Genomic DNA, 26,184 nt, shown 5'->3' with positions numbered 1-26,184 from the left:
GGTGGAGGGGTGATCGCGGTCGTCTGCGAGGGGCGGCGGGCGGCGAGGGGTTCCTGCCGTCGGGGGCGGGGAGGGGGCGGGCAGCGACAGGGGCCCAGGCGCGATGACGGGTCAGGTGAGGCGGGCGATTGCGGGTCTGTCGCCCTGGTGGGGCGCGCGTTTGCAGCCGCAGCGGTTACGGTGCTGGCTGGAGAGCCGATCTGGGTCCGACAGGGGGAGGGACGATGCCCGGAACCGTGCTGCTGCTCGCGGCCTCGCCGCTGGGCCGGGGGCGCCTGGTGGACGCGGCCGGGGTGCTGCCGGTGCTGGCCGCCGTCGCACCCGCCGTGCTGTCCGGTACGGACACCGCGAACGTCGTCGAACTCGCCGATCCGCTGGAGCCGCAGGCCGTGTTGACCCGGCTGCGGGCCGCCGCGGCGGCGCCGGGGCCGCTGACCGTGTACGTCGCCGGGCAACTGCACCTGGACCGGCGGCAGCGGCTGCCGCATCTCGCGCTGGCCCGCACCACGCCGGCGACGGTGCGCTACACCGCGCTGCCCTGGCACTGGGTACGCGAGGAGCTGCGGCTGCGGTCCGCCGCGGACACGGCGCTCGTGGTGGATCTGCACGCGGACGCGGAGGCCTGGCGGTACGTCGCCGAGCGGGGGCTGGACTGCGGGGCCAACGCGGCGGTGTACGGCCGTGTCGCCCCGGGCGCCGGGCGGCGCGGGGCGGCCGAGCCGGCGTACATGAAGGCGGTGGCCACGCTGTTGCGCAGCGGCTACCGGCCCCCGCTCCCTCAGCTGCACGAGCAGGCGCTGGCCCGCATCGCGGACGTCGGCGCCGGCCGTGACCTGCTGCTGTCCCTCCCCGGCGGTTCCAGGCCGCCGTTCGCTTACGCGCCCGCCCGGCCGGTCACGCTGCCGCCCGGCACCGGTGCCATGGTCCCGGCCCCCGTCGGTCCGCCCTTGGCCGGCGCGCAGCCGGTCCCGGCCGGGGCCGGGCAGGAGACGCGTGCCGCCGGCCCCGTCCCGCCCCCGGCCGCCCGGGAGCCGTACGCCACGGAGCCGGCACCGCCCGGCCCCGGGCAGGCTCCCGGTCAAGATCCTCACGCACTGATCAGCGCCGCCGTCCGGAGCGGGCGGCACGAGGACGCCGAGGCCCTCGCCGCTCGGTACGAGGAGCGTGCCGTAGGGGCCCGGGGGGCGGGGTCCGAGGAGGCGTTGCACTGGGCCGAAGTGCGAGCCGATCTCGCGATGTTCGCGGGGGACGCGGTGCGCAGCTGCCGCGCCTGGCTGGCGGTCGCCCGGACGCGGCTGGCGGCCGGGCAGGCCGTGGACGCGCCCGCCGTCGAGGCGGCCGTGGACCGCGCGCACCATCAGTGGACGCGGATCACGGACCCGGCGCGGGCGCGTGAACTCGGGGCTGAACTCGCCGAGTTGAGGCTGCGGGTGCCGGGGCGGCGGCAGGGCGCGCTGGAGAACGTCCGCCGTCAGCTACGGCAGTTGCAGGCCGCCCCCTGAGGACGACGGGTCTCGGCAAGCCCCCGCCCGCGCTCCAGGCTCGGTCATGCCTCCGACAGCAGCGCCAGCGCCCCGGAGACCAGTGTGCGGACGCCCGGGGCGATCACGGACAGGTCGGGGGCGAAGTGCGGGCTGTGGTTGCTCGGCACGGCCGCGAACTTCTCCGGGAAGCCGTCGCCGGGCGCGCGGTCCCAGACCTCGGCGGGGGTCGTGGTGACGAACCAGTACGAGTAGGGGATCGCGTCGTCCAGCGCGAGCTGCGGGAAGTCCTCGCTGCCCATCGCCGGGCCCGGGTCGAACACCGTGCCCGCGCCGAAGACCTCCCCGTGCACGGCGGCGACCCTGGCGTCGGTGTCCGCGTCGTTGACGGTCACCGGGAAGCTGCTGCCGAGGGTGACGTCCGGTTCGCGCGGGCAGCCGGCGGCCAGGCACTCGCCGCGCGCGATGCGCCGGATCGCCTCCAGCATCCGCTGCCGTACCGCCTCGGACTGGGTGCGCAGGTTGAGGGAGATCCGCGCCTCGGACGGGATGATGTTGTGCCGGGTGCCGGCCTCGATCCGGCCCACGGTCAGCACGGCGGACTCCCCGGCGGCGATCTCCCGGGAGACGACGGTCTGCAGCCGGGTCACGAGATAGGCGGCGGTCACGACGGGGTCCACGGTGGACTCCGGGCGCGAGCCGTGCCCGCCCCGCCCGTGCACCACGATGTCCACGTCCGTCGCGGCGGACATGATCAGTCCCGGCGAGTGCGGGTACAGGCCCGCCGGACCGGGCGCGGCGTGCTGGCCGAGCAGGACGTCGGGCCGCCCGAACCGCTCGTACAGCCCGTCCGCGAGCATCCGGCTCGCCCCCTGCCCGCTCTCCTCGGCGGGCTGTCCGACGACCAGCAGGGTGCCGGCCCAGGCGTCCCGGCCGGCCGCGAGCGCGGCGGCGGCGCCGGTCAGCCAGGTGACGTGCAGGTCGTGGCCGCAGGCGTGCATCACGCCGTCCGTGAGCGAGGCGTACGGCAGCCCGGTCTCCTCCTTGACCGGCAGCGCGTCCATGTCGGCCCGCAGCAGCACGGTCGGCCCGTCCCCGTTGTCCAGCCGCCCCACGACCCCGGTGCCGCCGACGCCCTGCGCCGTCTCGTACCCGGCCTTCGCCAGCCGCTCGGCCAGCTTCCCGGCGGTGCGGTGTTCGCGCAGGGACAGCTCGGGGTGGCGGTGCAGGTCGCGGTAGAGGTCTTCCAGGTCCGGCACCGGCAGGTCGGCGGTCAGGTCCAGGGCGGCACGGGCGGCGGCAGAGGTCATGACGCGAGGGTAGGCCTCCGGTGCGGCGGGGGGCAGTGCGTGGGGAGCCGGCGATGTGCGGTGTCTACCGGGAACCGCCGACCGTCTGCTGGGGCCGCTCCGCGGGGCCGGGGTTCGCCGCGTGGGCCGGGCCGGCGTTCGCCGCGAGGATCAGGGCCGTCGCGGCTATCACGGCCGCGGCCACGGCCCTGCGCACGGTGGTGTTTCCGTAGGGTGCGGTTGTACGTCCCGGCACGGCGACCTCGCAACACAACAGCGACGTATTAAGCACACTTAATCTTCCGTTTAACCTAGGGGCTGAGCGGTGCCAACGGCAAGAGGCGCCAGGGGAGTTGGGGGTGCGGGGGATGCCGGAGCGGGACGACCCGGTGGTCATCGGGCAGCGCGTGCAGCGGCTGCGCACCCGGCGGGGACTCACCCAGCGGCAGCTCGCGGAGCCCGCCTACACGCCCGCCTACATCTCCACTCTGGAGGCGGGCCGGGTGCGGGCCTCCGACGAGGCGCTGCGGCACATCGCCGGCCGGCTCGGCGTGGCCTTCGAGGAGTTGGCCGTCGGCCGGCCCGCCCACCTCGCCACCGAGCTGAGGCTGGCGCTCACCGAGGCGCAGCGGATCCTCGCCGACGGACGGGCCGAGGAGGCCGCCGTCGAGTACGCGGCACTGCTGGACCGGGCCGAGACCCACGCCCTGGGCCGCGAGCAGGCGACCGCGCTGCTCGGGCTCGGCGAATGCGCCCTGGAGACGGGCGAGCTGGAGCGGGCGCGGGAGTTCTTCGAACGGGCCGAGCGGCGCCTGGCGGACGAGTCGCTGCCGGTGCGCGTCCCGGCCGTGCGGGGCCGCGCGGTCGCGCACTACCTCGCCGGTGAACTCCGGTACGCCGTCTACCTCCTGGAGTCCGCCCTCGACGAGCTGAACCGGGGCGGGCTGCACGACCCCGACGCCCTGCTCCTGCTCTACGCCAGCGTCATCGGCCCGTACATGGACATGGGCGCGCACGCCCGCGCCGCCCAGGCCGCCGAGTTCGCGCTCGCGCTCGCCCCGCAGTCCGGCGACCCCGCGCTGATCGCCCGGATGCACCGCTCGGTGGCCCGCACCCTGATCGCCGAGGGCCGGGTCGCCGAGGCCGACGCCTCCCTCGCCAAGGCGGCCGAGCTGTACGGCCGGCTGCGGCTGCGCACCGAGCTGGCCAACTGCCACTGGATGCGCGGGTACGTCTGCGCGCAGAACGGCGAACTGGAGCGCGCCGAGGAGGAGTTGCGTCAGGCGCACGCCATGCTCGCGCAGAGCCGGGCGGCCCTGTACCGCAGCCAGGCGGCCGTGGAACTCGCCGACGTGCTGCACCGGCGCGGCAAGTCGGAGGAGTCCGCCGTCCTCCTTCAGGGCGTCCTCGGCGACTTCTCCTCCGAGCGCGGCGCGGTGCACGCCGCCGCGGCCCACCGGCTGCTCGGCATCATCGCCGAGGACGCCCGGGACACCGAGGCCGCCGAGGAGCACTACGTCCGCGCGCTCAGCCTGCTGGAACGCGCGGGCGCCGCGGGCGACCTGGCCGACCTGTGCCGCCTTCTCGGGGACCTGTTCCGCCGCACCGGCCGTGTGGAGGCCGCCCTCGACGCGTACCGCACGGGTCTCGGCCACCGCACGGCCCCGGGGACGACGACCCTGGGCCCGGCTCCGGCACAGCCCCCGCTGTGAGGGTCACACCTGCGCCCTGCCCTGTTTGCGGACGTCCGCCAGGTGCAGGGCGCCGACCTGGACCGCGGCCTGGGTCGCGTCGTTGGGCACGTCGCCCAGTCCGCCGTTGGTGAGGGCGAACGCGTCCTGGCCGACGCGGACGGCGGCCACGTCCAGGGTGAGCACGGCGTGCCGGTTGTCGGAGTCGGTGGCGGCGAGGCTGATCCGCAGGCCCTGGGCCTTGTCCCCGACCTTGGGCAGGGGGGCGTCGCCGACCTGGACGTCCTCCTGGATCCCGGTCTGCGTGGTGGCCGTGAACCGCGCGCACCGCGCCGGCATCGTGCCGAGCCACGCCAGGGCGGCGTCGACGTCGGCGGGGCGGCGGGCGGCGATCTGGTAGCGCAGCTGGGCTCCGGTGTCGGTGTCGTCGAGGCCGACGGCGGCGCGGGCGGGGCCGCCGAGGATCTCGTCGGTGTAGAGGGCGTCCAGCAGCCGCTGGCAGTCGCCGGCCGAGGTGGTCGCCTTCAGCAGCTGGTCCCGCCAGGTGGCCGCGCCCTGGGTCGCCGTCCAGGGGACGCCGAGGTCGCTCGGGGTGAGCAGCGCGGCCTGGGCCTGCTCGTCGGTGAGCGTGGAGCCGTCGGGCCGGGGTGAGGTCTTCGGCGTCTTCGACGGCTTGTCGATCGTCGGCATCGGCGGTGTCGCGGTCTCCTGCTGCTTCAGTCCGAGGGCCGCGCAGCCGCCGGCGAGGACCAGTCCGACGGCTATGAGGGAGAGCACGGCACCGCGGGGGAGATCGGCGAGCCGGGCGAGGATCGGCAGACCGGGCAGGTCCGGCAGTCCGGCCAGGCGGCTCTGCCGCGGCTCCGGGTCGCCGGGGGTGCCGAGGGTGTCGGGGTCCGGTCGGCCGTACGGGTTCCGAGGGGTGCGGGGCGTGCTCCGGGCCCCGGGGTCGCGCGGGCGTATCGCGGGGGTCATCGGTGCCTCCTGAGCGCTCGGGGCCGGTGGGGCTGCCGGCGTGTGTCCGTGCCGGTGGGGGCACCTGCCGGTGGTCCCCGATCTCACGGCACCACCGCCCCGACCGCCTCACCAGCGCTCCCGTCCGTCCGGGTGACCGGCCCGCCGGAACCGGGTGAAAGGCCCGCCGGTCAGGTGTGAGCGCCGCCCGCCCGGCCGGTCCGGGCGGGCCGCCGTAATTCGCTCGAACAGCGGCTTCGCCGCCTGCTACCGTCCCCGTATGCAGCGCGCCCCGCAGTGCCCGAAGAGCACGACGACGCCGGAGACCGTCCCGGCGCGCTGACAGCTGACCAGCATCGAAGCCCTGGGGCGAGCGCCCCGGGGCTTCGGCGTCGCCGCGTCCTGCCGGTTCCTCGCCCCGCCCACCGGACCCGCGGAGGAACCCCGATGAACGAGCAGATCCCCGACCACCGCCGCCTCGGCCGTGAACTCGGCCTCTTCGACACCGACCCGCTGATCGGCGCCGGTCTGCCGTACTGGCTGCCCGACGGCGCGGTCGTACGGCACGCCCTGGAGGAGTACGTCCGCGAGGCCGAACGCCTGGCCGGGTACCGGCACGTGTACTCGCCCGCGCTCGGCAAACGGGAGCTGTACGAGATCTCCGGGCACTGGGACCACTACAGCGACGACATGTACCCGCCGATGAAACTGGGCGCCGAGGAGGTCGTGCTGCGCCCGAGCCTGTGCCCCCACCACGCCCTGATCTACCGGTCCCGCTCCCACAGCTACCGTGAACTGCCGCTCCGAATCGCGGAGTTGGGCAGCATGCACCGCGCCGAGCTGTCCGGCGTGCTCGGCGGGCTGACCCGTGTGCGCGCCATCCAGCTCAACGACGCGCACATCTTCTGCACCCTGGACCAGGCGGTCGAGGAGGCCCGCGCCGCGCTGGAGCTGATCGCCCGCGCCTACGCCGACATGGGCATCGAGGCCGTACGGCACCGGCTGTCGCTGCCCGGCGAGGGCGGCAAGTACGTCGCCGACCCGGAGCTGTGGCGCCGGGCCACCGCGCTGCTGCGGCAGGTGCTGGACGAGTCGGGCGTCGACTACGAGGAGGCGCAGGGAGAGGCCGCCTTCTACGGCCCGAAGATCGACGTGCAGATCGCCGACCCGGCCGGGCGCGAGTCCACCCTGTCCACCGTGCAGATCGACTTCCACCAGCCGGCCCGCTTCGACCTGCACTACATCGGAGCGGACGGCGCCCGGCACCGCCCGGTGATGGTGCACCGCAGCATCATCGGCAGCGTGGAGCGGGCCGTCGCCCATCTGATCGAGGTGCACGCCGGCGCCTTCCCGGCCTGGCTGGCGCCCGTCCAGCTGGTGGTGCTGCCGGTCGCCGGGGCACAGGAGGAGCGGGCGGCCCAGGTCGTGCGGGAGGCCGTGGCACTGGGCCTGCGCGCCGAACTCGCCGGTCCCGGCGAGGGCACCCTCGGTGCCCGGATCCGCGCCGCGCGCCTCGTGCCGTACCAGGCGGTGATCGGCGCCCGGGAGGCCGAGGCCGGGCGGGCGGCCGTACGGCTGCGCGGCGGCGGCAGGCCCGGCCAGCTGCCGGTGCCCGAGCTGCTGGACCGGATCGCCGACCGGGTGCGGGCGCGCGGTACCGCCCTGTGGGAGTGACCGTACCGATCCGTCCTGACTTAAGGTCGGCGTGACGGAAGGAGCCCGCAGTGACCGGTCAGCCCATCCCCGTGATCATCGACTGCGACACCGGCGTCGACGACGCCCTCGCGCTGCTGCTGGCCGTGCGCCACCCGGGCCTCGACCTGCGGGCGGTGACCTGCGTCGCCGGGAACACGGACGTCGACGGCGTGGTCCGCAACACCCTGACCGTGCTGGAGCGGGCGGGCGCCCCGGACATCCCGGTGGGCCGGGGCGCCGAGCGCCCGCTGATCGAGCCGGCGCGCTCGGCGCGGCACGTGCACGGCTCCGACGGCATGGGCGACCTGGGCCTGCCCGCGCCGTCCCGGTCCCCGGCGGACGTGGACGCCGTCACGCTCCTGCGCCGGGAGATCCTGGCCTCCCCGCGCCCGGTCACCCTGATCCCGACCGCGCCCCTGACGAACATCGCCCTGCTGCTGCGCACCCATCCGGAGGTGACCGGCAACATCGAGCGGATCGTGTTCATGGGCGGCGCGGTGGCCACCGGCAACGCCACGCCGGTCGCCGAGTTCAACGTCTGGCACGACCCGGAGGCGGCGGCGATCCTGCTCACCGCCGGGGTGCCGATCACGATGTACGGCCTCGACGTCTTCATGCAGGTCGTCGTGCCCGCCGCCGACGTGCACCGGATGCGCGCGAGCAGCGACCCCGGCACCCGCCTGGCCGGCGACCTCCTCGCCCACCGGCCGACCTTCCAGGGCGAGGCCCCCGAGGCCGAGGAGGCGGGCGGACTCGGCGACGCGGGCGCGGTGTGCGCGGTCATCGACCCGCAGGGCATCGGCACCCGGCGCCTGCCGGTCGAGGTCGCCCTCGCCCCCGGCCCCACCCGGGGCCAGACCCTGGTGGACCGCCGGCCCCGCCCCGGCGAGTCGGAGATCCACGAGGGCGCGCGCGAACAGGCGCTGGTGGACGTGGCGTTGGAGGTGGACGTGGAACGTTACGTGAAGCTGTACCTGGAGACGGTGGAGCGGCCGTAGCGGGCCCCACCGGAGGCACAAGGGCCCCCTATCCGGGAATTTCCGGGCAATGGGTACAGACTTCCTGTACTGTCGTCCACCCCCCGAAGGGAGCCCGCATGGCAGACCGCTTCCCGGACCTCTCCTCCAAGAACCCCGACTGGTGGCGCCAGGCCGTCATCTACCAGGTCTATCCGCGCAGCTTCGCCGACGCCGACGGCGACGGGCTCGGCGACCTGCGCGGCATCACGCGCCGCCTCGGCCACCTCGCCGCGCTCGGCGTCGACGCCCTGTGGCTGAGCCCGTTCTACCCCTCCGAACTGGCCGACGGCGGCTACGACGTCGCCGACCACCGGGACGTCGACCCCCGCCTCGGCACCCTGGACGACTTCGACGCCCTGGTCGCCGAGGCCCACCGGCTCGGCCTGAAGGTCGTCGTCGACATCGTCCCCAACCACACCTCGCACCAGCACCCCTGGTTCCAGGAGGCCCTGCGTTCCGGCCCCGGCTCTCCGGCCCGCGAGCGCTACGTCTTCCGCCCCGGCCGGGGCGTGCACGGCGAACTCCCGCCCACCGACTGGCCGTCCGTCTTCGGCGGCAGCGCCTGGACCCGCACCGCGGACGGCGAGTGGTACCTGCACCTGTTCGCCCCCGAACAGCCCGACCTCAACTGGGACCACGAGCAGGTCCGCGCCGACTTCCGCGCCACCCTGCGCTTCTGGTCCGACCGGGGCGTGGACGGCTTCCGCGTCGACGTCGCCCACGGCCTGGCCAAGGACCTCTCCGAGCCGCTGCGGGACATCGGGAGCATCGGCGCGACCGGCGAGGCGGCCCTGCCGCTGGTGCCGCCCGGCAGCCACCCGTACTGGGACCGCGACGAGGTGCACGAGATCTACCGGGACTGGCGCAAGGTGTTCGACGCCTACAGCCCGCCGCGCACGGCGGTCGCCGAGGCCTGGGTCCCCGGCGCCCGCCGCGCCCTGTACGCGCGCCCCGACGAACTCGGCCAGGCCTTCAACTTCGAGTACCTGGAGACCCGCTGGGACGCGCGGGAGCTGCGCCGCGTCATCACCGACGAGCTGGCCACCGCGCGGGCCGCCGGCGCCACCGCCACCTGGGTGCTGTCCAACCACGACGTCGTACGCCACGCCTCCCGGCTGATGCTGCCGCCCGGCACCGACCCGGACGCCTGGCTGATGTCGGGCGGCACCGCGCCCGCACCGGACACCGCGGCCGGGCTGCGCCGGGCCCGCGCCGCGACCCTGCTCATGCTGGCGCTGCCCGGATCCGCGTACCTGTACCAGGGCGAGGAGCTGGGCCTGCCGGAGGTCGCCGACCTGCCCACCGAGGTCCTCCAGGACCCGATCTGGGAGCAGACCGGCCATGTCCGCAAGGGGCGCGACGGCTGCCGGGTGCCGCTGCCGTGGACGACGAGCGGACCGTCGTACGGCTTCGGTCCCGGCGCGGCCTGGCTGCCCCAGCCGTCCTCCTTCGCCCGGTACGCCGTCGAGGCCCAGGCGGGCACCGAGGGCTCCACCCTGGAGCTGTACCGCACCGCCCTGCGGCTGCGCCGCAAGCTGCTCGAGGGCGAGACGCTGACCTGGGCGGCCGACAGCCCCGCCGGCGTGCTGGACTTCACCCGCCGCGCGGGCTGGCGGTGTGTGACCAACCTCGGCGACGGGCCCGTACCGCTGCCGCCGGGCGAGCTGCTGCTGGCCAGCACGCCGCTGCCCGACGCCCGGACCCTGCCGCCGGACACCACGGTCTGGCTCGGCTGAGCGGGCCGCTCAGCGCACCGTCGGGCTCGGGCTCGGCGCCCCCGACGCGTTGCCGCCGGTCAGCCCGCTGAGGTCGACCGGCGTCGACGTGGCGGTCGGCGGCGGGGTGAGCACCACCTCCGGCTGGCCGGGGGCCGGGGGCGGCGGGGTCAGGTCGGAGGCGGGCAGCTTCGGCGGGGTCGTCTGCTGGAAGAGGGTCTGGTCGAAGTCGACCAGACCGGTCTTCTCCATCACCGTCATGTGGTCGAGCACGGTGTCGTTGGCCTGGTCGGCGAGGGCGCGCACCAGCGAGTTCTTGGTGGTGGAGCGGATCTTCGCGATCGCGTTGAAGATCGCGCCGTGCGTCATCCGCAGGATGTTGGCGAAGTCGCTGTCGAACTTCTTGCCGCTGTCCGCCTTCAACTGGGTGACGAAGCCCTGCTGCTGGGGGCTCGGCAGGTCGGGCAGGGTGATGTTCAGCAGCGGGGCGATCTTGCGGCAGGTGGTGTCCAGCGCGGCGTGCCCGTCGATCAGGTGCTTGCTGGCCGTGATGACGCCCGGCGTGGTGCCCTTCTGCAGCCCTATCTGCCCCACCGGGTACTCCCACAGGCCGGCGGCCCGCACCTTCACCACGAAGTCCCGGTCCTGCTCGGTGAGCGGCCCCCACTGGGTGTTGGCGATGACGCGGTCCTGAGCGGTGGTGGCCTTGCTCAGGCCGAGCATGCCCGGATAGGCGAGGGCCGCGAGCGTCATGGCCATCGCACCGCCCACGAAGAGGGTTCCCGTCGCGTTCCGCGAAAAGCGCACCGTGCCTCCTGCCCGGTCGTGGATCCGCCCGGGGCGTCGGCGGCTCCGGGCGGTTCGGACGCACAGCAATACGGACGCGGGAGCGATTCGTCTCGGTGGCGCGGGTAAAAAGTGCGCCCGGGGACTCCGCCGCGGATTGCCATGCGTTGGTGTGCATGACAAACGGTTGGGGAAACGTTGACCGGTCTCCGGGAGAAGGCGTGCGAAGCGCGGTCCTAGATTCGCCGCATGCCCCCACAGCCGCCGTCCCGCACGCCCGCGCCCCGCTCCCCGGGCGCCGCCGCCCTCCCCGTCCTGCCCTACCGCAAGCCCACCAAGGGCCGCGACTACTGGGTCATCGACGACGCCCTGCCCGACGTCGACGCCGTACGGGAGCGGTGCCTGGCCAAGGACGACTGGGTCAAGGGCTACCCGTACACCTCCGAGACCTGGCCCGGCCTGCGCGCCATGCCGGGACTCGAACCCGGCGAACTCGCCGTGATCGAGCGGCTGGTGAAGAAGGCGACGGGGGCGAAGGAGCTGTGGGTGCAGCAGGCGCCCGGCGGCGGCACCCTCAACCACAACTGCGTCCAGGTGGTCGGCGAGGGCGAGAGCGAGCCCCGCCCGCACACCGACTCCCGCGCCCTGTGCCGGTACGCGGCGGTGCTCTACCTCAACCCCCGGGTGCCGAAGGCCTGCGGCACCGCCTTCTACCGCCAGTCCCTGCCGGGCGGCCGGCTCGGCGGCAACATCGTCCAGGCCCCGCACAACAACCTCGTCGAGGCCCTCGGTACCCGCTTCGTGCCCGCCGACCACTTCGAGGAGGACGTCCGCGTCCCCCACCGGTACAACCGCCTGCTCCTCTACAACGCCAACCTGGTGCACAGCGCGACGGCGTACCACGGCACGACGCTCGAGGAGAAGCGGATGACGGCCGTCTTCTTCTGGATGGCGTGAGGAGCCTGCCGGGTCACACGAGCAGCGCCAGCCCCGCCAGGGCCGCGCAGAGCGCGCAGACGGCGAGGGTGACGGCCAGACAGCGGCGCTTGAGGTCCTGGTAGCGGTGTTCGTACTCGGCGCGCAGGGACACGCAGCGGGCCGCGATGCGCTCCAGGTCGGTGCGGGCCCGGGCCAGGCTGTCGGCGGTGTAGCGGCGTTCGATCTCCTCGCGCTGTGCGGTCGTCAGCCACTCCAGCGGGCCGGTGAACTCGCGGGCCCGCTGCTCCGCCTCGGCGATCCGGGCCTGCCACAGCAGATAGCCCTCGACCTGGTTGGCGAGCGCGTCGTCGGCGCCCTGGATGGGCGGGCGCCGGGCCGGACCGCTCACCCCTGGCTCCGGTCGGGGATCCCCGCCGGGGACTGCAGCGCGTGCTCGCCCATCGCGATGTCGGGGTGGTGCAGGTCGAACGCCGGGGACTCGCTGCGGATCCGCGGCAGGGTGACGAAGTTGTGCCGCGGCGGCGGGCAGGCCGTCGCCCACTCCAGCGAACGGCCGTACCCCCAGGGGTCGTCCACGCCGACCGGCTTGCCGTACTTGGCCGTCTTCCACACGTTGTAGAGGAACGGCAGCATCGACAGGCCGAGCAGGAACGAGCCGATCGTGGACAGCGTGTTCAGGGCGGTGAAGCCGTCGGCGGCCAGGTAGTCGGCGTACCGGCGCGGCATGCCCTCGGCGCCCAGCCAGTGCTGGACCAGGAACGTGGTGTGGAAGCCGACGAACAGCGTCCAGAAGGTGATCTTGCCGAGGCGCTCGTCCAGCATCTTGCCGGTGAACTTCGGCCACCAGAAGTGGAATCCCGCGAACATCGCGAACACCACCGTGCCGAAGACCACGTAATGGAAGTGGGCCACCACGAAGTACGAGTCGGAGACGTGGAAGTCCATCGGCGGGGAGGCCAGGATGACGCCGGTCAGGCCACCGAAGAGGAACGTGACGAGGAAGCCGGTCGCCCACAGCATCGGCGTCTCGAACGACAGACTGCCCTTCCACATGGTGCCGATCCAGTTGAAGAACTTCACACCGGTCGGGACGGCGATCAGGAAGGTCATGAAGGAGAAGAACGGCAGCAGCACACCGCCGGTGACGTACATGTGGTGCGCCCACACCGTCGCGGACAGGCCCGCGATGGAGATGGTCGCGGCGATCAGGCCCATGTAGCCGAACATCGGCTTGCGGGAGAACACGGGGATGATCTCGCTGACGATGCCGAAGAACGGCAGCGCGATGATGTACACCTCCGGATGGCCGAAGAACCAGAAGAGGTGCTGCCACAGCAGTGGCCCGCCGTTCGCGGCGTCGAAGACGTGGGCGCCGAACTGACGGTCCACCTCCAGCGCGAACAGCGCGGCCGCCAGCACCGGGAAGGCCAGCAGGACCAGGACACCGGTCAGCAGCACGTTCCAGGTGAAGATCGGCATCCGGAACATGGTCATGCCCGGCGCGCGCATGCAGATGATCGTGGTGATGAAGTTGACCGAGCCGAGGATCGTGCCGAAACCGGAGAAGGCCAGACCCATGATCCACACGTCCGGGCCCAGCCCGATGGAGTACTTCGCGTCGGTCAGCGGCGAGTAGGCGAACCAGCCGAAGTCGGCCGCGCCGTCAGGGGTGAGGAAGCCGCCGACCGCGATGAGCGAGCCGAACAGGTACAGCCAGTAGGCGAACATGTTCAGCCGCGGGAAGGCCACGTCGGGCGCGCCGATCTGCAACGGCATGATCCAGTTGGTGAAACCGGCGAACAGCGGTGTCGCGAACATCAGCAGCATCACGGTGCCGTGCATCGTGAACAGCTGGTTGAACTGCTCCTTCGACACGATCTGCAGACCCGGCCGGGCCAGCTCGGCGCGCATGATCAGCGCCATCAGGCCGCCGACCAGGAAGAACGCGAACGACGTGCCCAGGTACAGGGTGCCGATCGTCTTGTGGTCGGTGGTCGTCAGCCACTTCACCACGACGCCGCCGGGCTGCCTGCCCCGGAGCGGGATCTCGCTGTCGTACGACTCCGCGGGCGCGGCGGCACCATGGGGTTCGTTGAGGATGCTCACAAGTCGTCTGTCTCCTGCTGCTCGCGGTCCGCGCACGCCATGACGTCGGCTACCCGCCATATTTGCCGGGCGAGGGCGTTCGGGCGGCGCTCAGCGGCCGACGCGCGGCCGTCCGGGTGACGGATGCACCCGGACGGCCCAATCGCGCCGCGCGCCGTCCGGCACGCCCGGCGGCGTGTGTGGGCAGCCGCGGTGTGCGGTACGGATGCAGGGCATGACGACCATCGCCATCGTGGGTGCCGGACCGGGTCTCGGAGCCGCCGTCGCACGGCGGTTCGGGCGGGAGGGGTTCGCCGTCGCCCTCTTCGCCCGGGACCGGGAGCGCCTGGACGCGCTGGTGCGCGACCTTGCCGGCGACGGAGTCCGGGCCCGGGGTTTCGCCGCCGACGTGCGCCGGCCGGAGGAGCTGTCCGCCGCCCTCGCCCGGGCGGCGGACGAACTGGGCACCGTCGAGGTGCTGCAGTACAGCCCGGTGCCGCACCGGGACTTCATGCGGCCCGTGCTGGAGACCAGATACCGGGACCTGGTGGGACCCATCGAGTTCTCCGTGTACGGAGCCGTCGCCGCCGTTCAGCAGGTGCTGCCCGGGATGCGGCGGCTGGGGCGCGGCACGATCCTGTTCGTCAACGGCGGCACCGCCGTGGTGCCGCACACCGAACGGGCCGGTACGTCCATCGCGTTCGCCGCGGAGAGCGCGTACGGCCATCTGCTGCACGAACGCCTCGCGGGCGAGGGCGTCCACGTCGCCCAGCTGGTGATCCCGGGGGCCATCACCCCGGGGCACGCGCGCAAGGACCCGGCCGTGCTGGCCCAGACCCTGTGGGGGCTGCACCGGGACCGGCACGGGTTCCGGCACTTCGCCGACGACCTCGACGCCTGAACCGGCGACGGCCCCGGCCCGCGCCGTGGCCGGCTGACCGGGCACGGTCAACCTGCGCGGCAGGGGTTTGTGGGCCAAGATGGTGACGTTGGCCGTATCGCTCTCTTCGAGGGGGCCCGCATGGCTGTCGACATCCCCCCGCTCATCAAGCCGTCGCGGCTGAGAAGCCGGGGAGGGCTGCTCGGCGAGTGCCTCGCCGAGTTCCTCGGGACGCTGGTGCTCATCGCCTTCGGCTGCGGCGTGGTCGCCATGGCGGTGGCGGCACTGCCCGGTTCCGGCCGTGCGGCGACGCCGACCACCATCTTCCTGGCGGCCGGCGACTGGCTGCTGATCACCTGGGGCTGGGCGTTCGCCGTGGTCTTCGGCGTGTACGTGGCGGGCGGCGTCAGCGGGGCCCACATCAACCCGGCGGTGACCCTGGCCATGGCGGTGCGCCGCGGCTTCCCCTGGGCGAAGGTGCTGCCGTACTGGTTCTCGCAGGTCGCCGGCGCGCTCACCGGCGCGGCGCTCGTGTACCTCGTCTACCACGACGCCATCCACGCCTACGACCAGGCGGCGCCCGGGCCGAAGGTGAACGGCCACACGAACGCCACCTTCTCCATCTTCGCCACGTTCCCGGCGGCCTACTTCCACGGCGGCGTTTGGGGCCCCCTGGTCGACCAGATCGTCGGCACGGCCTTCCTGCTGATGCTGATCGCCGCCGTCCTCGACGTGCGCAACCAGGCGGTGAAGGCCAACCTCGGGCCGCTGGTCGTGGGTTTCGTCGTCGCCGCCGTCGGCATGTCCTACGGCGCGAACGCGGGCTACGCCATCAATCCCGCCCGTGACTTCGGGCCGCGCCTGTTCACCTACGCGGCCGGCTGGAACAGCCTGGCGTTCCCCGGCAGCGTCTCCGGCGTGTACAGCGGCTACTGGTGGATCCCGATCGTCGGCCCGCTGATCGGCGCCGTCGTCGGGATCGTCGTGTACGACCTGTTCATCGGCGACGTCCTGCTGCTGCGCGCCGAGACGGCCGAAGCGCGGGAGCCGGGCCGGGCGACGCCGGTGCGCACCACGGACGAGGAGTAGCAACGGCCTTGCGTGAGAGCCGCGTTCACAGCGGCTGGTTCGGCCAGTCCAGGAGGCGGGCGCCGATGACCGCCGTCTGGAGCATGTAGCGGTGCGCAGGGTCGGACGGGTGGGCGCCGGTGAGCGTGCGGATGCGGTCCAGGCGGTAGGTCAGCGCGCGGACGCTGAGCGCGAGGCGCCGCGCGGCCTCCGCGGCCACGCACCCGGAGTCGAAGTACGCGTCGAGCGTGTCCAGCAGCGGCACCGCTCCGCCACGCGCCGCCGTCAGGGGGCCGAGCGTGTGCGACACCAGGTCGACCAGAGCCTGCCGGTCCCGGGCCAGCACCGGATAGACGAGCAGGTCGGCGGCGCGCAGCAGTTGTCCGGGCAGATGGAGCCGCGCCGCCATCTCCAGTGCGGCGAGCGCCTCCTCGTACGACTGCACCACTCCGCCCGCACCGTGCTGCGGCCGGCCGATGGCGACCCGGCAGCCGTCCGTCGCCGCCTGCGCCTGGTGCGCGAAGTGCTGGAGGATCTCGTCCTCCTCGCCGGGCGCCACGCACAGCATCCGCCCGTTCTTGGTGGTCAGCAGGATGCTGCGGGAGTCGAAGCGGGCCAGTACGGCGGCCTCGACCCGGCGCGCGACCGGTCCCTGCTCGACATACGGGGACGGCCCCTCGGCGACGGCCACCGCGTGCGCCCGGGACAGGCGCAGCCCGAACCGCTCGGCGCGCTCGGCGAGCCGGCCGAGGTCGCTGCGGCCGTACAGCAGGTCGTCGATGAACTCCCGGCGCGCGGCCTCCTCCCGGCGCACGGTCAGGCGCTGGGCGCGTTCATAGCCCTCGGCGAAGGCGTCGATCGCCTGTTCCGCGGCCGCCAGCGTGGCGAGGGCGCTCTCGGCCGAGCCGGGCACGGACGGCCACGCGGCGCGGGCGGCGGCCAGATGGGCCACGATCAGCGCGCGCAGCCCGTGTCCGGCGTCGGCGGCCTGCTCGCCCAGGGCCCGCCGGGCCTTCACCTCCTCCCTGGTCAGCCGCCGGCCGGTGGCCGCGACCTCCGCCAGCGTCCGGGCGAACCCGTCCAGGTAGTGCTCGGGCGCGCCGTGACCGTCGTGCTCGTCCCCCATGGCGGTTCCCGTCCCCCGTGTCCCCGTCTTCCCGCGATCCTGACGCGCCGGTGACACAACCTTGGCGCCTGCCCGGCATGCAGACCCTAGTGAACACTGCCAGAAACCGGCAATGCGCTGGCCGCGGCCCCGGGCGCACCATCGTCCGCGGGGGAGCACTACGGAGGGCCGCGGTGCCGGACAGCGCAAGACGCCCGGCGCCGCGGCCCTGAGGAGGCTCCGGTTTCGTCGTCTGACGCAAGGACGTATGCCATGGAAGTCCTCGGAGCGCTCGTCGCCGCGTGTCTCGTCGTCGTGCTGCTCGCGCTGCTCGCCTTCTCGCGGCTGTACCGGAAGGTGGACCAGAGCCAGGCCCTGATCGTGTCGAAGACGCGCCGGGTCGACGTCTCCTTCACCGGCCAGGTGGTGCTGCCGATCCTGCACAAGGCCGAGGTCATGGACATCTCGGTGAAGACCATCGAGATCAGCCGCTCGGGGCGGGACGGCCTGATCTGCCGGGACAACATCCGCGCCGACATCCGGATCCTGTTCTTCGTCAAGGTCAACAAGACCGTCGAGGACGTCATCAAGGTCGCCCAGACCGTCGGCACCGAGCGCGCCAGCCACCAGGACACGCTGCAGGAGCTGTTCCACGCGAAGTTCTCCGAGGCGCTGAAGACCGTCGGCAAGCAGATGGACTTCACCGACCTCTACACCAAGCGCGAGGAACTCCGGTACCACATCATCGAGTTGATCGGCATCGACCTCAACGGCTACCACCTCGAGGACGCGGCGATCGACTACCTGGAGCAGACCCCGCTGTCCCAGATGGACCCGGCCAACGTCCTCGACGCCGAGGGCATCCGCAAGATCACCGAGCTGACGGCGATCGAGCACGTGCGCACCAACGAGGCCCGGCGCAACGAGCAGAAGGAGATCACCCGCCAGGACGTCGACGCCCGCGAGGCCATCCTGGAGCTGGAGCGCCGGCAGGCGGACGCCGAGATCAAGCAGAAGCGGGAGATCGAGACGTCCCGCGCCCGCGAGGAGGCCGAGACCGCCCGCGTGGTGGAGGAGGAACGGCTGCGCGCCCAGGCCGCCTTCCTGCGCACCGAGGAACAGCTCGGCGTCCAGCGGGAGAACCAGGCCCGGGAGATCGCCGTCGCCGCGAAGAACCGCGAGCGGGTCATCGCCGTCGAGAACGAGCGGATCGAGAAGGACCGGCTGCTGGAGGTCATCGCCCGCGAGCGGGAGACCCAGCTGACGAGGATCTCCGCCGAGAAGGAGGTCGAGGCGGAGAAGCGGGAGATCGCCGAGGTCATCCGGGAGCGGGTCGCGGTGGACCGCACGGTCGCCGAGCAGGAGGAGTCCATCAAGAAGCTCCGCGTGGTCGAGGAGGCCGAGCGGGAGCGGCAGGCCCTCGTCATCGCCGCCGAGGCGGAGGCGCAGGAGAAGCTGGTCAAGGACATCAAGGCCGCCGAGGCGGCGGAACAGGCCGCCACGCACCGCGCCGCCGAGGAACTCACCCTCGCCGAGGCCCGGTTGAAGACCGCCGACCTCGACGCCCGCGCCAAGCTGCGGCTCGCCGAGGGCGTCCAGGCCGAGGCCGCCGCCGAGGGCCTCGCCGCGGTGCAGGTCCGCGACAAGGAGGCCGAGGTCACCGTCAAGGCCGGCCGCGCGGAGGCCGAGGCCACCGAGGCACGGCTGCGGGCCGAGGCCGAGGGCGCGCGGGCGGCGGCGGAGGCCACCGCGGCGCGGCTGACGGCCGAGGCGGACGGTGCGCGGGCCAAGGGCCTGGCCGAGGCGGAGAGCGCCAGGGCGAAGGCGCTCGCGGAGGCCACCGCCATCGGCGAGAAGCTGAAGGCCGAGGCCGCCGGACTGACCGAGAAGGCCGCCGCGATGGCCGCGCTGGACGAGGCGTCGCGCGGGCACGAGGAGTACCGGCTCCGGCTCCAGGCGGAGAAGGAGATCCGGCTGGCCGGCCTGGAGACCCAGCGGCAGGTGGCCGAGGCCCAGGCGACGGTCCTCGCGACCGGTCTGGAGCACGCCGACATCGACATCGTCGGCGGCGAGTCCGTCTTCTTCGACCGGCTGGTGTCCTCCATCTCCCTCGGCAAGGGCGTGGACGGCTTCCTCTCCAGCTCCGACACCGCACAGGCCCTGGCCAAGCCGTGGCTGGACGGCTCCGGCAGCTTCACGGAGGACCTGAGCCGGGTGCTGGGCTCGCTGGGCTCGGCGGACCTGCGGAACCTGACGGTGTCGGCGCTCCTGATGAAGCAGATCAAGGGCGGCGGCCCGAACGCCGGACAACTCCAGAAACTCCTGGACCGCGCGAGCGAGCTGGGCCTCGCCGACACCCCGGTGACGGTCCTGAACGGCAGCGGGGCACGGGGCTGAGACCGGCGGGGGTGTGCGGGGGCGGCTGAGCAAGCGCCCCGAAGGGGCGCGGGGCTGTGCCTGACATGCGGCTCCGCGCGCGGGCGCGACCAGCCCCGCGCACCCGCACCCGGCACACACCCCGCAGTCCCGAGCCCGTAGCCGCACAGCCCATGAAGGGAAGCACCCGCACATGTCCACCGCTGAGGCGCCGCAGAGCACCGCGGATGCCGGAACCTACGAGGTCCTCCGCGACCGCCTCGCCGCGCAGGCGGCCGAGCTGGCCCGGAGGGCGGACGCACTCAACGCGCGGCGGAGCGAGGAGTTCGGGTCGGCGGAACTGGACCTCGTTGCCACTGCCCGGCTAAGGACGCCGCACGCCTGCGTGCCCAGCGACATCGCGGCCGTGGGGAACACCCTCCTCTTCGGCGCGACCGGCGGAACCACCGCCGTACTCGCGCTCCACGGCCGCGACGGCGAGAAGCTGCCGGACGGCGCGGTCCCCGGACTCCTCGACGACCCGGCGTTCGCCAAGGAGTTCACCGCCCTGCACCGCTACTACCGCGAAGCGAGCCTGCTGCGGCTGCGCCGGGCAGACGGCCGGCTGCTCGCGGTGTTCCGCACCGGCGAGAAGGCCGAGGACGTCCGCGTCCTGCGCTGGAGCGTCGCCGAGGACGGCCAGGTGGCGTTCCTGGACGCGCGCGGCGACCGCGACGACGTCTTCCCGCCGGCCCAGGACGTCACCTGGACGCAGACCACCCGGGAGGACCACGTCCTCGGCCGGGAGCAGTACGTGGCCGTCCCCGGGGGCCTGGGCGTGACCACCGTCGGCGGAACCCTCACCGTGCGCACTGCGGACGGCGAGGAGCTGTACGCCGAGCCCGTGCAGGAGCCGCTGCAGGCGCTCGCGGACGCGGCCGTCGGGCACGCGCGCGTGGGCGCGCTGGTGCTGCTGCGGGTGCGGCCGTACAAGGAGGAGGACGACCGGTACCTCGTCTTCGACACCCTCAGCCGTACGGTGGTACGGCTCGACGGGATCGGGCAGGCGTGCCGGCGGCTGCCCGAGGAGCAGGGGATCGTCTTCCCCGGCGGGTACTGCCTCGCGGGCGGCGCCCACAAGACGTACGACCTCGACGTGGCCGGCCTGGAGTTCGAGCGCGAGGTGCGCGCGCCGAACGGCGAGGACGTGCTGTACGCGTTCCGGTCCCGGGCCGGAGGGCGCGCGCTGCTGCTGTCGTACAACACCCTGCGCAAGGAGGTCGCCGCTCCGCTGCCGTGCCGGGGCTGGGCGCTGTTTGAGGACGGCGCGCTCGCCGTGCTGCGGGCCGCCGGCGACGAGCCCGCGCACACGCACCCGGTGCAGTGGTGGACCTCGCCGTACGTCTCCGACACGCACGCCGCCGCGCTGCGCACCGGCACCGGCGCGCTCGCCCGGGTCGGCAACGCCGATCTCGTGCGCGGGCTCGCCGACTGCCTGTCCGTGGCGCGGCTGGTGACCGACGGCGTCGGGACGAGCGAGGGGTACCGGGCGCTCACCGCCGCGTGCGTGCGGGCCGCCGACGCCCACCACTGGCTCGCCGATCCCGAACTCGGCGATCTGGCCGAGCCGTTGGGAGCGGTCCGGGCGACCGCCGAGCAGGTGCTGGGCGAGTTCGAGACCGTACGGGAGCTGACCCGGCAGGCCGCCGGCGCGCTGGACGCGGCGGAGGCGCGGATCGCGGCCGTGGTGCGCCGGCTGCGCGGCGAGGCCCCGCGCGAGGCCGCCGCCTGGGTGCGCGGCCTGACCGAACTCCGGCAGGCCCACGGGCACCTGCTCACGTTGCGGGACCTGCGGTACGCCGACACCGCCCGGATCGACCGCCTGGCGGCCGCCGCCGAGGACGACCTCGCCGGATTCGGGCGGCGCGCGGTGCAGTTCCTGGCGCGCGAGGACGCCTTCGCCGCCCAGCAGGCGGAGGTCGAGCACCTGGCCGGTCAGGCGGCGGCCGTCGAGACCGTGGCCGGCGCCGGGCCGGTCGCCGAACGGCTCGACGGCCTCGCCGACGGGCTGCGCACCGTCACCGAGGTGGTCACCGGCCTCGACATCGCCGACGCGGTCGTCCGTACGGCCGTGCTGGAGCGGATCGCCGAGGTGCTGGGCGGCGTCAACCGCGCCCGCGCCCTTCTCGACGGCCGCCGCCGCGCCCTGCGGGACAGCGAGGGCCGGGCCGAGTTCGCCGCCGAGACCGCGCTGCTCGCCCAGGCCGTCACCGCCGCGCTCGCCGCGTCCGGCACCCCCGAGGAGTGCGACGACCAACTCGCGGCCGTGCTGGCGCGGTTGGAGGACCTGGACGGGCGGTTCGCCGAGTCCGACGACTTCCTCGCCGAACTGGACGGCCGGCGTACCGAGGTCTACGAGGCGTTCGCCGCCCGCAAGCAGTCCCTCGCCGACGCCCGCGCCCGCCGCGCCGAGCAGCTCGCCGTCTCGGCGGGGCGCGTGCTGGAGACGGTCGGGCGCCGGGCGGCCGGCCTGGCCGACGCCGACGCGGCCGCCGCGTACTTCGCCTCCGACCCGCTGGTCGCCAAGGTCCGCCGCACCGCCGACGAGCTGCGCGCCCTCGGCGACAGCGTGCGCGCCGAGGAGCTGGACGGCCGGCTGAAGGCGGCCCGCCAGGAGGCCGCCCGCGCCCTGCGCGACCGCGCCGACCTGTACGACGGGGACGGCCGCACCCTGCTGCTCGGCGGCCACCGCTTCGCCGTCAACACCCAGCCGCTCGACCTCACCCTCGTCCCGCACGGCGACACCCTGGCCTTCGCCGTCACCGGCACCGACTACCGGGCGCCGGTCACCGACCCCGACTTCGCCGCGCACCGCGCCTGCTGGGACCGTCATCTGCCCTCGGAGTCGCCCGAGGTGTACCGCGCCGAACACCTGGCCGCCCGCCTGCTCGCCGAGCCCGGCCCGGCCGTCCTCGCCGCCGCCGACGACCTGCCGGACCTGGTACGCCGGGCGGCGCAGGAGTCGTACGACGAGGGGTACGAGCGCGGCGTCCACGACCACGACGCGACCCTTGTGCTCCGGGCCCTGCTGCCGCTGTACGAGGGCGTCGGGACCCTGCGGCACGAGCCCGCCGCGCGGGCCGCCGCCCAGCTGTTCTGGGCGCACGGCACGACCGAGGAGGCCCGCACCGCCTGGGCCCGGCGGGCGGTGTCGCTGGCCCGGGCCCGGGACGCCTTCGGTGCCGTACCGGCCATCGGGGAGCTGCGGCGGGAGCTGGCCGGGGCGATCGGGGCGTGGGACGCGTCGGCGCCGGGCGGGCCGGCCGCCGCGTACCTCTTCGAGGAGCTGACCGGCGGCCCGGACGGCTTCGTGCTCGGGGCCGCGGCGCGCACCCTGCTGGAGAAGTTCCGGCACGCGGAGGGGAGTTACCGCACCGACCTGGAGGGGCTGACCGACCTGGCCGCGCGCCGCCAGGTGGTGCACGCCTGGCTCGCCGCGTACACCGCCGCCACCGGCGCCGAGGCCACGCCCGGCGAGCTGGCCGAGGCGGTCGCCGCCGAACTCTGCCCCGGCCTGCCCCGCTACGACGGCGACGCCCCGCTCACGGCGACGGCGGAGGGCCTGCTGGGCACGCACCCGCGCGTGACCGGCGGCCGGCTCCCGCTCCGGCTGGACGAGTTCCTGGCCCGCACCTCCCGCTTCGCGGCCTCGGACGTGCCCGCCTTCCGCGCCTACCAGCGCCGCCGTACCGCCCTGGTGGCGGCCGAACGCGACCGGCTCCGCCTGGACGAGCACCGCCCGCGCGTGATGCCGGCGTTCGTCCGGGGCCGTCTGGTCGACGAGGTGTACCTGCCGCTGGTCGGCGACAGCCTGGCCCGCCAGCTCGGCACCACCGGCGCGTCGAAACGCACCGACACCGGTGGTCTGCTGCTGCTCGTCTCCCCTCCGGGCTACGGCAAGACGACCCTCATGGAGTACGTCGCCGACCGGCTCGGCCTGATGCTGGTCAAGGTCAGCGGCCCGGCGCTCGGCCACACCGTGACCTCGCTGGACCCGGCCGACGCCCCGAACGCCACGGCACGCCGCGAGATCGAGAAGATCAACTTCGCGCTGGCGGCCGGCAACAACACGCTCCTGTACCTCGACGACATCCAGCACACCTCGCCCGAGCTGCTGCAGAAGTTCATCCCGCTGTGCGACGCCACCCGGCGGGTGGACGGCGTGTGGGACGGCCGGCCGCGCACCTACGACCTGCGCGGCAAGCGGTTCGCGGTCTGCATGGCCGGCAACCCGTACACCGAGTCCGGGGAACGCTTCCGCATCCCCGACATGCTCGCCAACCGCGCCGACGTGTGGAACCTCGGCGACGTCCTGACCGGCAAGGAGGACGTCTTCGCGCTCAGCTTCGTGGAGAACGCCCTCACCGCCAACCCGGTGCTCGCCCCGCTCGCCGCCCGGGACCGGGCCGACCTGGACCTGCTGGTCCGGCTCGCGGCTGCCGACCCCACGGCCCGCGCCGACCGCCTCACCCACCCGATGCCGGCGGCCGAACTGAACGCCGTGCTGGCGGTGCTGCGCCATCTGACGGCGGTCCGCGACACCGTGCTCCGCGTCAACGCGGCCTACATCGCCTCCGCCGCCCGGTCGGAGGCCGCCCGCACCGAGCCGCCCTTCCGCCTCCAGGGCTCCTACCGCGACATGAACAAGATCGCCGGGCGTCTGCGCCCGGTCATGAACGACGCCGAACGCGAGGCGGTCGTCGACGACCACTACACGGCCGAGGCCCAGACCCTCACCACGGGAGCCGAGGCCAACCTGCTCAAACTCGCCGAACTGCGCGGCACCCTGACCGAGGCCCAGGCCGCCCGCTGGGCCGAGCTCAAGGCCGCCCACATCCGCGTCCGCACCCTCGGCGGCCCCGGCGACGATCCGCTGAGCCGCGCGGTGGCGGCCCTCGGCCTGCTCGCCGACCGCGTGGCGGCGGTGGAATCCGCGATCGACCGCGCCCGGGACGCGGGCCTGCGCTGATGGCCGGCTTCCTCATCCCCCTGTCGGCCGCATGCGCGTTCACCGCCCTGACCACCGCCGTGTTGATCCGCCGGGACCGGCGGACGGCACGGCGGTACCGGGAGTGAGTCCGGCGCCGGACGCCCCCGTGTCAGCCCAGGCAGAGCAGGACCAGGCAGAGCTGGCCGGAGGAGGAGGTCTGCGACGGGGACGACGCGGTGGGGGAGGACGCGGAGGTGCCGCCGCCGGTGCCGGAGGCGGGTTGGGTGGACGTACCCGAGGAGCCCGTGCTCGTCCCGGTGCCCGTGGCCGTGCCCGTGCTCGTGCCCGTGTCCGTCCCGGACGACGATGTCGTCGTGGTGCCGCGCTGCTGCGGGACGGCCGGCGTGGCCGGTGCCGCGGAGGCGGCCTGACGGGGGGCCACCGCGGCGGTGTGTGCCCCGCCTGCGGACTGGACCGTGCGGGGCGCCGGTGCGGCGGACTGCTGCCGGGTGACACCGGTGCCGGGCGTGTGGGCCGTCACCGTGGCCGCGGTGTGCCGGTGGCCGGTGGTGGGCGAGGCGGGCGCGGGCGCCGGCCGGCTGGGCGCGGCGGACGGCTCGTCGGTGAGGCTCATGCTGCGGTGGTCCGGCGCGGTGGCCGCCTGCGCCTTGTCGCCGCTGCCGCGGTCCAGCGAGGCGAGCGTGATCCCGCCGCCGACGAGCGCGACGGCCGTCGCCACCACGGCCCGGCGCTGGTTCTTCTTCCAGCGCGCCAGCTGCCGACGTCGGGCGGCGCGGCCCTGGGGAGCGGGCGGGGCGTCCGTGACGTCGGCCGGGGCGTCGCTGTCCGAGCCGGGTGATCCGGCCGCGTGTTCGGCGGTGAACCAGTCGTCGGCGGCCGGCGTCGTGGCGTGTCCGCCGGTGTGGGGGGCGGTGGTCCGGGGCGGGGCTATGTCCGGGGCGTAGGCACCGCACCCCGGGCAGACCAGGGCGCCATTGAGGTGCCGGCGGCACGAGGAGCAGTAGTCCATCTGTGGTCTTCCTGTGTGCAAGGGGGAGCGGGCGTCCGTCACGGTAACGAGCCTTTCGAAAGGCTGTGTGCAGCCCGTGTGGCACTCCTGCGCAGATTCCTCGGGTTCTTTGCCCGTGTCCCGGCCGTGCCCGGGCGTCGCCGTCGGCATAGTGGCGGGCGGCTTCCGCACCGGACCGGCAGGAGGAGACGCATGCTCGGTACAGAGTTCCGCACCGGATCGCCCGAGTGGATCGACCTCGGCAGCCCCGACACGCAGGCGGCCGCCGACTTCTACGGCGCCGTCCTCGGCTGGGAGTTCGCCTCCGCGGGGCCGGAGGGCGGCGGTTACGGGTTCTTCCTGAGGAACGGCGGCACCGTCGCCGGGCTCGGCCCGCTGACCGAACCGGGAGCGGAGTCCGCCTGGATGACGTACTTCCGCACCGACGACGCCCAGGCCACCGCGCGGGCCGTGACCGACGCCGGCGGCACGGTGCGCACCGCGCCGACGAGCATGGGCGAGGCCACGCTCGCCCAGTTCACGGACCCGCAGGGCGCCCGGTTCGCGGTGCTCCAGTCCGGGCGGGGACTGGAGCGGGCGTCGGAGGAGGGCGCCCTGGTGTGGGTGGAGCTGCACGCCGGCGACCCGGAGGCGGCCATCGGCTTCTACCGGGGGCTGTTCGGCTGGCGTACCCGGCAGATGCAGGGGCCGGGCATGACGTACCAGGTGCTCAGCATCGCGGAGGGCGACCAGCAGGAGGGCTCCTTCGGCGGCGTGGCCCCGCTGACCGACGACCGGGAGGACGCGCGCTGGGTGCCGTACTTCGCGGTGACCGACGTCGACGCGACCGTCGCCGCGACGGCCGCGGGCGGCGGCTCGGTCGTCATGCCGGCGGCGAACATCCCGGGCGTCGGCCGCGTCGCCTGGCTCACCGACCCGGCCCAGGCCCTGTTCGCCGTCCTCAGGCCCGACCCGCGCCAGAGCTGAGACCGACCGCGGGCCACACCCCCCGGACCCGCGATTTGTTCACCCACTGTTCGAACACCCTTTCCGGCGCCCCCCGTCCGTCATCACATAGCGTCCTGCTGCCCGCGAGTGATCGCTGTCACCCCGGGGGGAGCCG

General features: G+C 74.1%; 19 protein-coding genes. 11 read left to right on the top strand and 8 right to left on the bottom strand.

Going from position 1 to position 26,184, the window contains the following annotated elements:
• Positions 1-224 precede the first annotated feature (224 nt).
• A complete protein-coding gene (locus ACGFZN_RS09360) occupies positions 225-1,502 on the top strand; it encodes a hypothetical protein (protein ID WP_393857872.1) in 1,278 nt (425 codons plus the stop codon).
• Between the two features lie 44 nt (positions 1,503-1,546).
• On the opposite strand, the gene ACGFZN_RS09355 is transcribed toward ACGFZN_RS09360, so the two are convergent.
• Together ACGFZN_RS09355 and ACGFZN_RS09350 are read right to left on the bottom strand one after the other, a co-directional pair.
• Positions 1,547-2,791, bottom strand: coding sequence for an amidohydrolase (locus tag ACGFZN_RS09355; RefSeq protein WP_393857871.1), 1,245 nt, complete (start codon positions 2,789-2,791; stop codon positions 1,547-1,549).
• A gap of 64 nt (positions 2,792-2,855) precedes the next feature.
• Positions 2,856-2,987, bottom strand: a complete 132-nt coding sequence (locus tag ACGFZN_RS09350) for a hypothetical protein (RefSeq protein WP_393857870.1) — start codon at positions 2,985-2,987, stop codon at positions 2,856-2,858.
• Between the two features lie 151 nt (positions 2,988-3,138).
• Here ACGFZN_RS09350 and ACGFZN_RS09345 point away from each other — a divergent pair, with 151 nt between their 5' ends.
• Positions 3,139-4,482 (top strand): tetratricopeptide repeat protein, encoded by a 1,344-nt coding sequence (locus tag ACGFZN_RS09345; protein ID WP_393857869.1) that lies wholly within the window; start codon positions 3,139-3,141, stop codon positions 4,480-4,482.
• 3 nt (positions 4,483-4,485) lie between these two features.
• Here the strand turns inward: ACGFZN_RS09345 and ACGFZN_RS09340 are convergent, their stop codons facing one another.
• Positions 4,486-5,436 carry a hypothetical protein gene (locus tag ACGFZN_RS09340; protein ID WP_393857868.1) on the bottom strand — a complete coding sequence of 317 codons (951 nt, stop codon included), beginning with the start codon at positions 5,434-5,436 and terminating at the stop codon, positions 4,486-4,488.
• A 426-nt stretch (positions 5,437-5,862) separates the two neighbouring features.
• Here ACGFZN_RS09340 and thrS point away from each other — a divergent pair, with 426 nt between their 5' ends.
• The 3 genes from thrS (at position 5,863) to ACGFZN_RS09325 (ending at position 9,865) form a co-directional block, all read left to right on the top strand.
• Positions 5,863-7,089 (top strand): threonine--tRNA ligase, encoded by a 1,227-nt coding sequence (thrS, locus tag ACGFZN_RS09335; RefSeq protein ID WP_393857867.1) that lies wholly within the window; start codon positions 5,863-5,865, stop codon positions 7,087-7,089.
• Positions 7,090-7,139: 50 nt separating this feature from the next.
• Complete coding sequence (locus tag ACGFZN_RS09330; protein WP_393857866.1) at positions 7,140-8,108, top strand: nucleoside hydrolase; 969 nt, start codon at positions 7,140-7,142, stop codon at positions 8,106-8,108.
• Positions 8,109-8,206: 98 nt separating this feature from the next.
• Positions 8,207-9,865 carry a glycoside hydrolase family 13 protein gene (locus tag ACGFZN_RS09325; protein ID WP_393857865.1) on the top strand — a complete coding sequence of 553 codons (1,659 nt, stop codon included), beginning with the start codon at positions 8,207-8,209 and terminating at the stop codon, positions 9,863-9,865.
• Between the two features lie 9 nt (positions 9,866-9,874).
• Here the strand turns inward: ACGFZN_RS09325 and ACGFZN_RS09320 are convergent, their stop codons facing one another.
• Positions 9,875-10,597: a DUF4142 domain-containing protein gene (locus tag ACGFZN_RS09320; protein WP_393858110.1), complete on the bottom strand. Its 723-nt coding sequence runs from the start codon at positions 10,595-10,597 to the stop codon at positions 9,875-9,877.
• Between the two features lie 282 nt (positions 10,598-10,879).
• Here ACGFZN_RS09320 and ACGFZN_RS09315 point away from each other — a divergent pair, with 282 nt between their 5' ends.
• The gene (locus tag ACGFZN_RS09315; protein WP_393857864.1) at positions 10,880-11,587 is read left to right on the top strand and encodes a DUF6445 family protein; all 708 of its coding nucleotides are present in this window, start codon (positions 10,880-10,882) and stop codon (positions 11,585-11,587) included.
• A 13-nt stretch (positions 11,588-11,600) separates the two neighbouring features.
• Here ACGFZN_RS09315 and ACGFZN_RS09310 read toward each other — a convergent pair whose 3' ends face one another.
• Both ACGFZN_RS09310 and ctaD read right to left on the bottom strand, forming a co-directional pair.
• Positions 11,601-11,957 (bottom strand): cytochrome C oxidase subunit I, encoded by a 357-nt coding sequence (locus ACGFZN_RS09310; protein ID WP_393857863.1) that lies wholly within the window; start codon positions 11,955-11,957, stop codon positions 11,601-11,603.
• Positions 11,954-13,675, bottom strand: coding sequence for a cytochrome c oxidase subunit I (ctaD, locus tag ACGFZN_RS09305; RefSeq protein WP_393857862.1), 1,722 nt, complete (start codon positions 13,673-13,675; stop codon positions 11,954-11,956). Before ctaD ends, ACGFZN_RS09310 begins: the two co-directional genes overlap by 4 nt.
• Before the next feature lie 214 nt (positions 13,676-13,889).
• On the opposite strand from ctaD, the gene ACGFZN_RS09300 reads away from it, so the two are divergent.
• Both ACGFZN_RS09300 and ACGFZN_RS09295 read left to right on the top strand, forming a co-directional pair.
• Positions 13,890-14,555, top strand: a complete 666-nt coding sequence (locus ACGFZN_RS09300) for an SDR family NAD(P)-dependent oxidoreductase (RefSeq protein WP_393857861.1) — start codon at positions 13,890-13,892, stop codon at positions 14,553-14,555.
• Between the two features lie 120 nt (positions 14,556-14,675).
• Positions 14,676-15,623, top strand: coding sequence for an MIP/aquaporin family protein (locus ACGFZN_RS09295; protein ID WP_393857860.1), 948 nt, complete (start codon positions 14,676-14,678; stop codon positions 15,621-15,623).
• Between the two features lie 25 nt (positions 15,624-15,648).
• Here ACGFZN_RS09295 and ACGFZN_RS09290 read toward each other — a convergent pair whose 3' ends face one another.
• Entirely contained in the window at positions 15,649-16,728 is a 1,080-nt protein-coding gene (locus ACGFZN_RS09290; RefSeq protein WP_393857859.1) for a PucR family transcriptional regulator, read from the bottom strand.
• A gap of 252 nt (positions 16,729-16,980) precedes the next feature.
• Here ACGFZN_RS09290 and ACGFZN_RS09285 point away from each other — a divergent pair, with 252 nt between their 5' ends.
• Positions 16,981-19,104, top strand: coding sequence for a flotillin family protein (locus ACGFZN_RS09285; RefSeq protein WP_393857858.1), 2,124 nt, complete (start codon positions 16,981-16,983; stop codon positions 19,102-19,104).
• Positions 19,105-19,276: 172 nt separating this feature from the next.
• A complete protein-coding gene (locus ACGFZN_RS09280; RefSeq protein ID WP_393857857.1) occupies positions 19,277-24,091 on the top strand; it encodes a DNA repair ATPase in 4,815 nt (1,604 codons plus the stop codon).
• Between the two features lie 130 nt (positions 24,092-24,221).
• On the opposite strand, the gene ACGFZN_RS09275 is transcribed toward ACGFZN_RS09280, so the two are convergent.
• A complete protein-coding gene (locus tag ACGFZN_RS09275; RefSeq protein WP_393857856.1) occupies positions 24,222-25,082 on the bottom strand; it encodes a hypothetical protein in 861 nt (286 codons plus the stop codon).
• A gap of 192 nt (positions 25,083-25,274) precedes the next feature.
• On the opposite strand from ACGFZN_RS09275, the gene ACGFZN_RS09270 reads away from it, so the two are divergent.
• Positions 25,275-26,048: a VOC family protein gene (locus tag ACGFZN_RS09270; RefSeq protein WP_393857855.1), complete on the top strand. Its 774-nt coding sequence runs from the start codon at positions 25,275-25,277 to the stop codon at positions 26,046-26,048.
• Positions 26,049-26,184 lie beyond the last annotated feature (136 nt).

Source organism: Streptomyces sp. NPDC048192 (genome assembly GCF_043202415.1).
In the GTDB taxonomy this organism is placed as follows: Bacteria; Actinomycetota; Actinomycetes; order Streptomycetales; family Streptomycetaceae; genus Streptomyces.
Note: the sequence above shows the minus strand (reverse complement) of the source record. Positions and strands in the feature narration are given on the sequence as shown.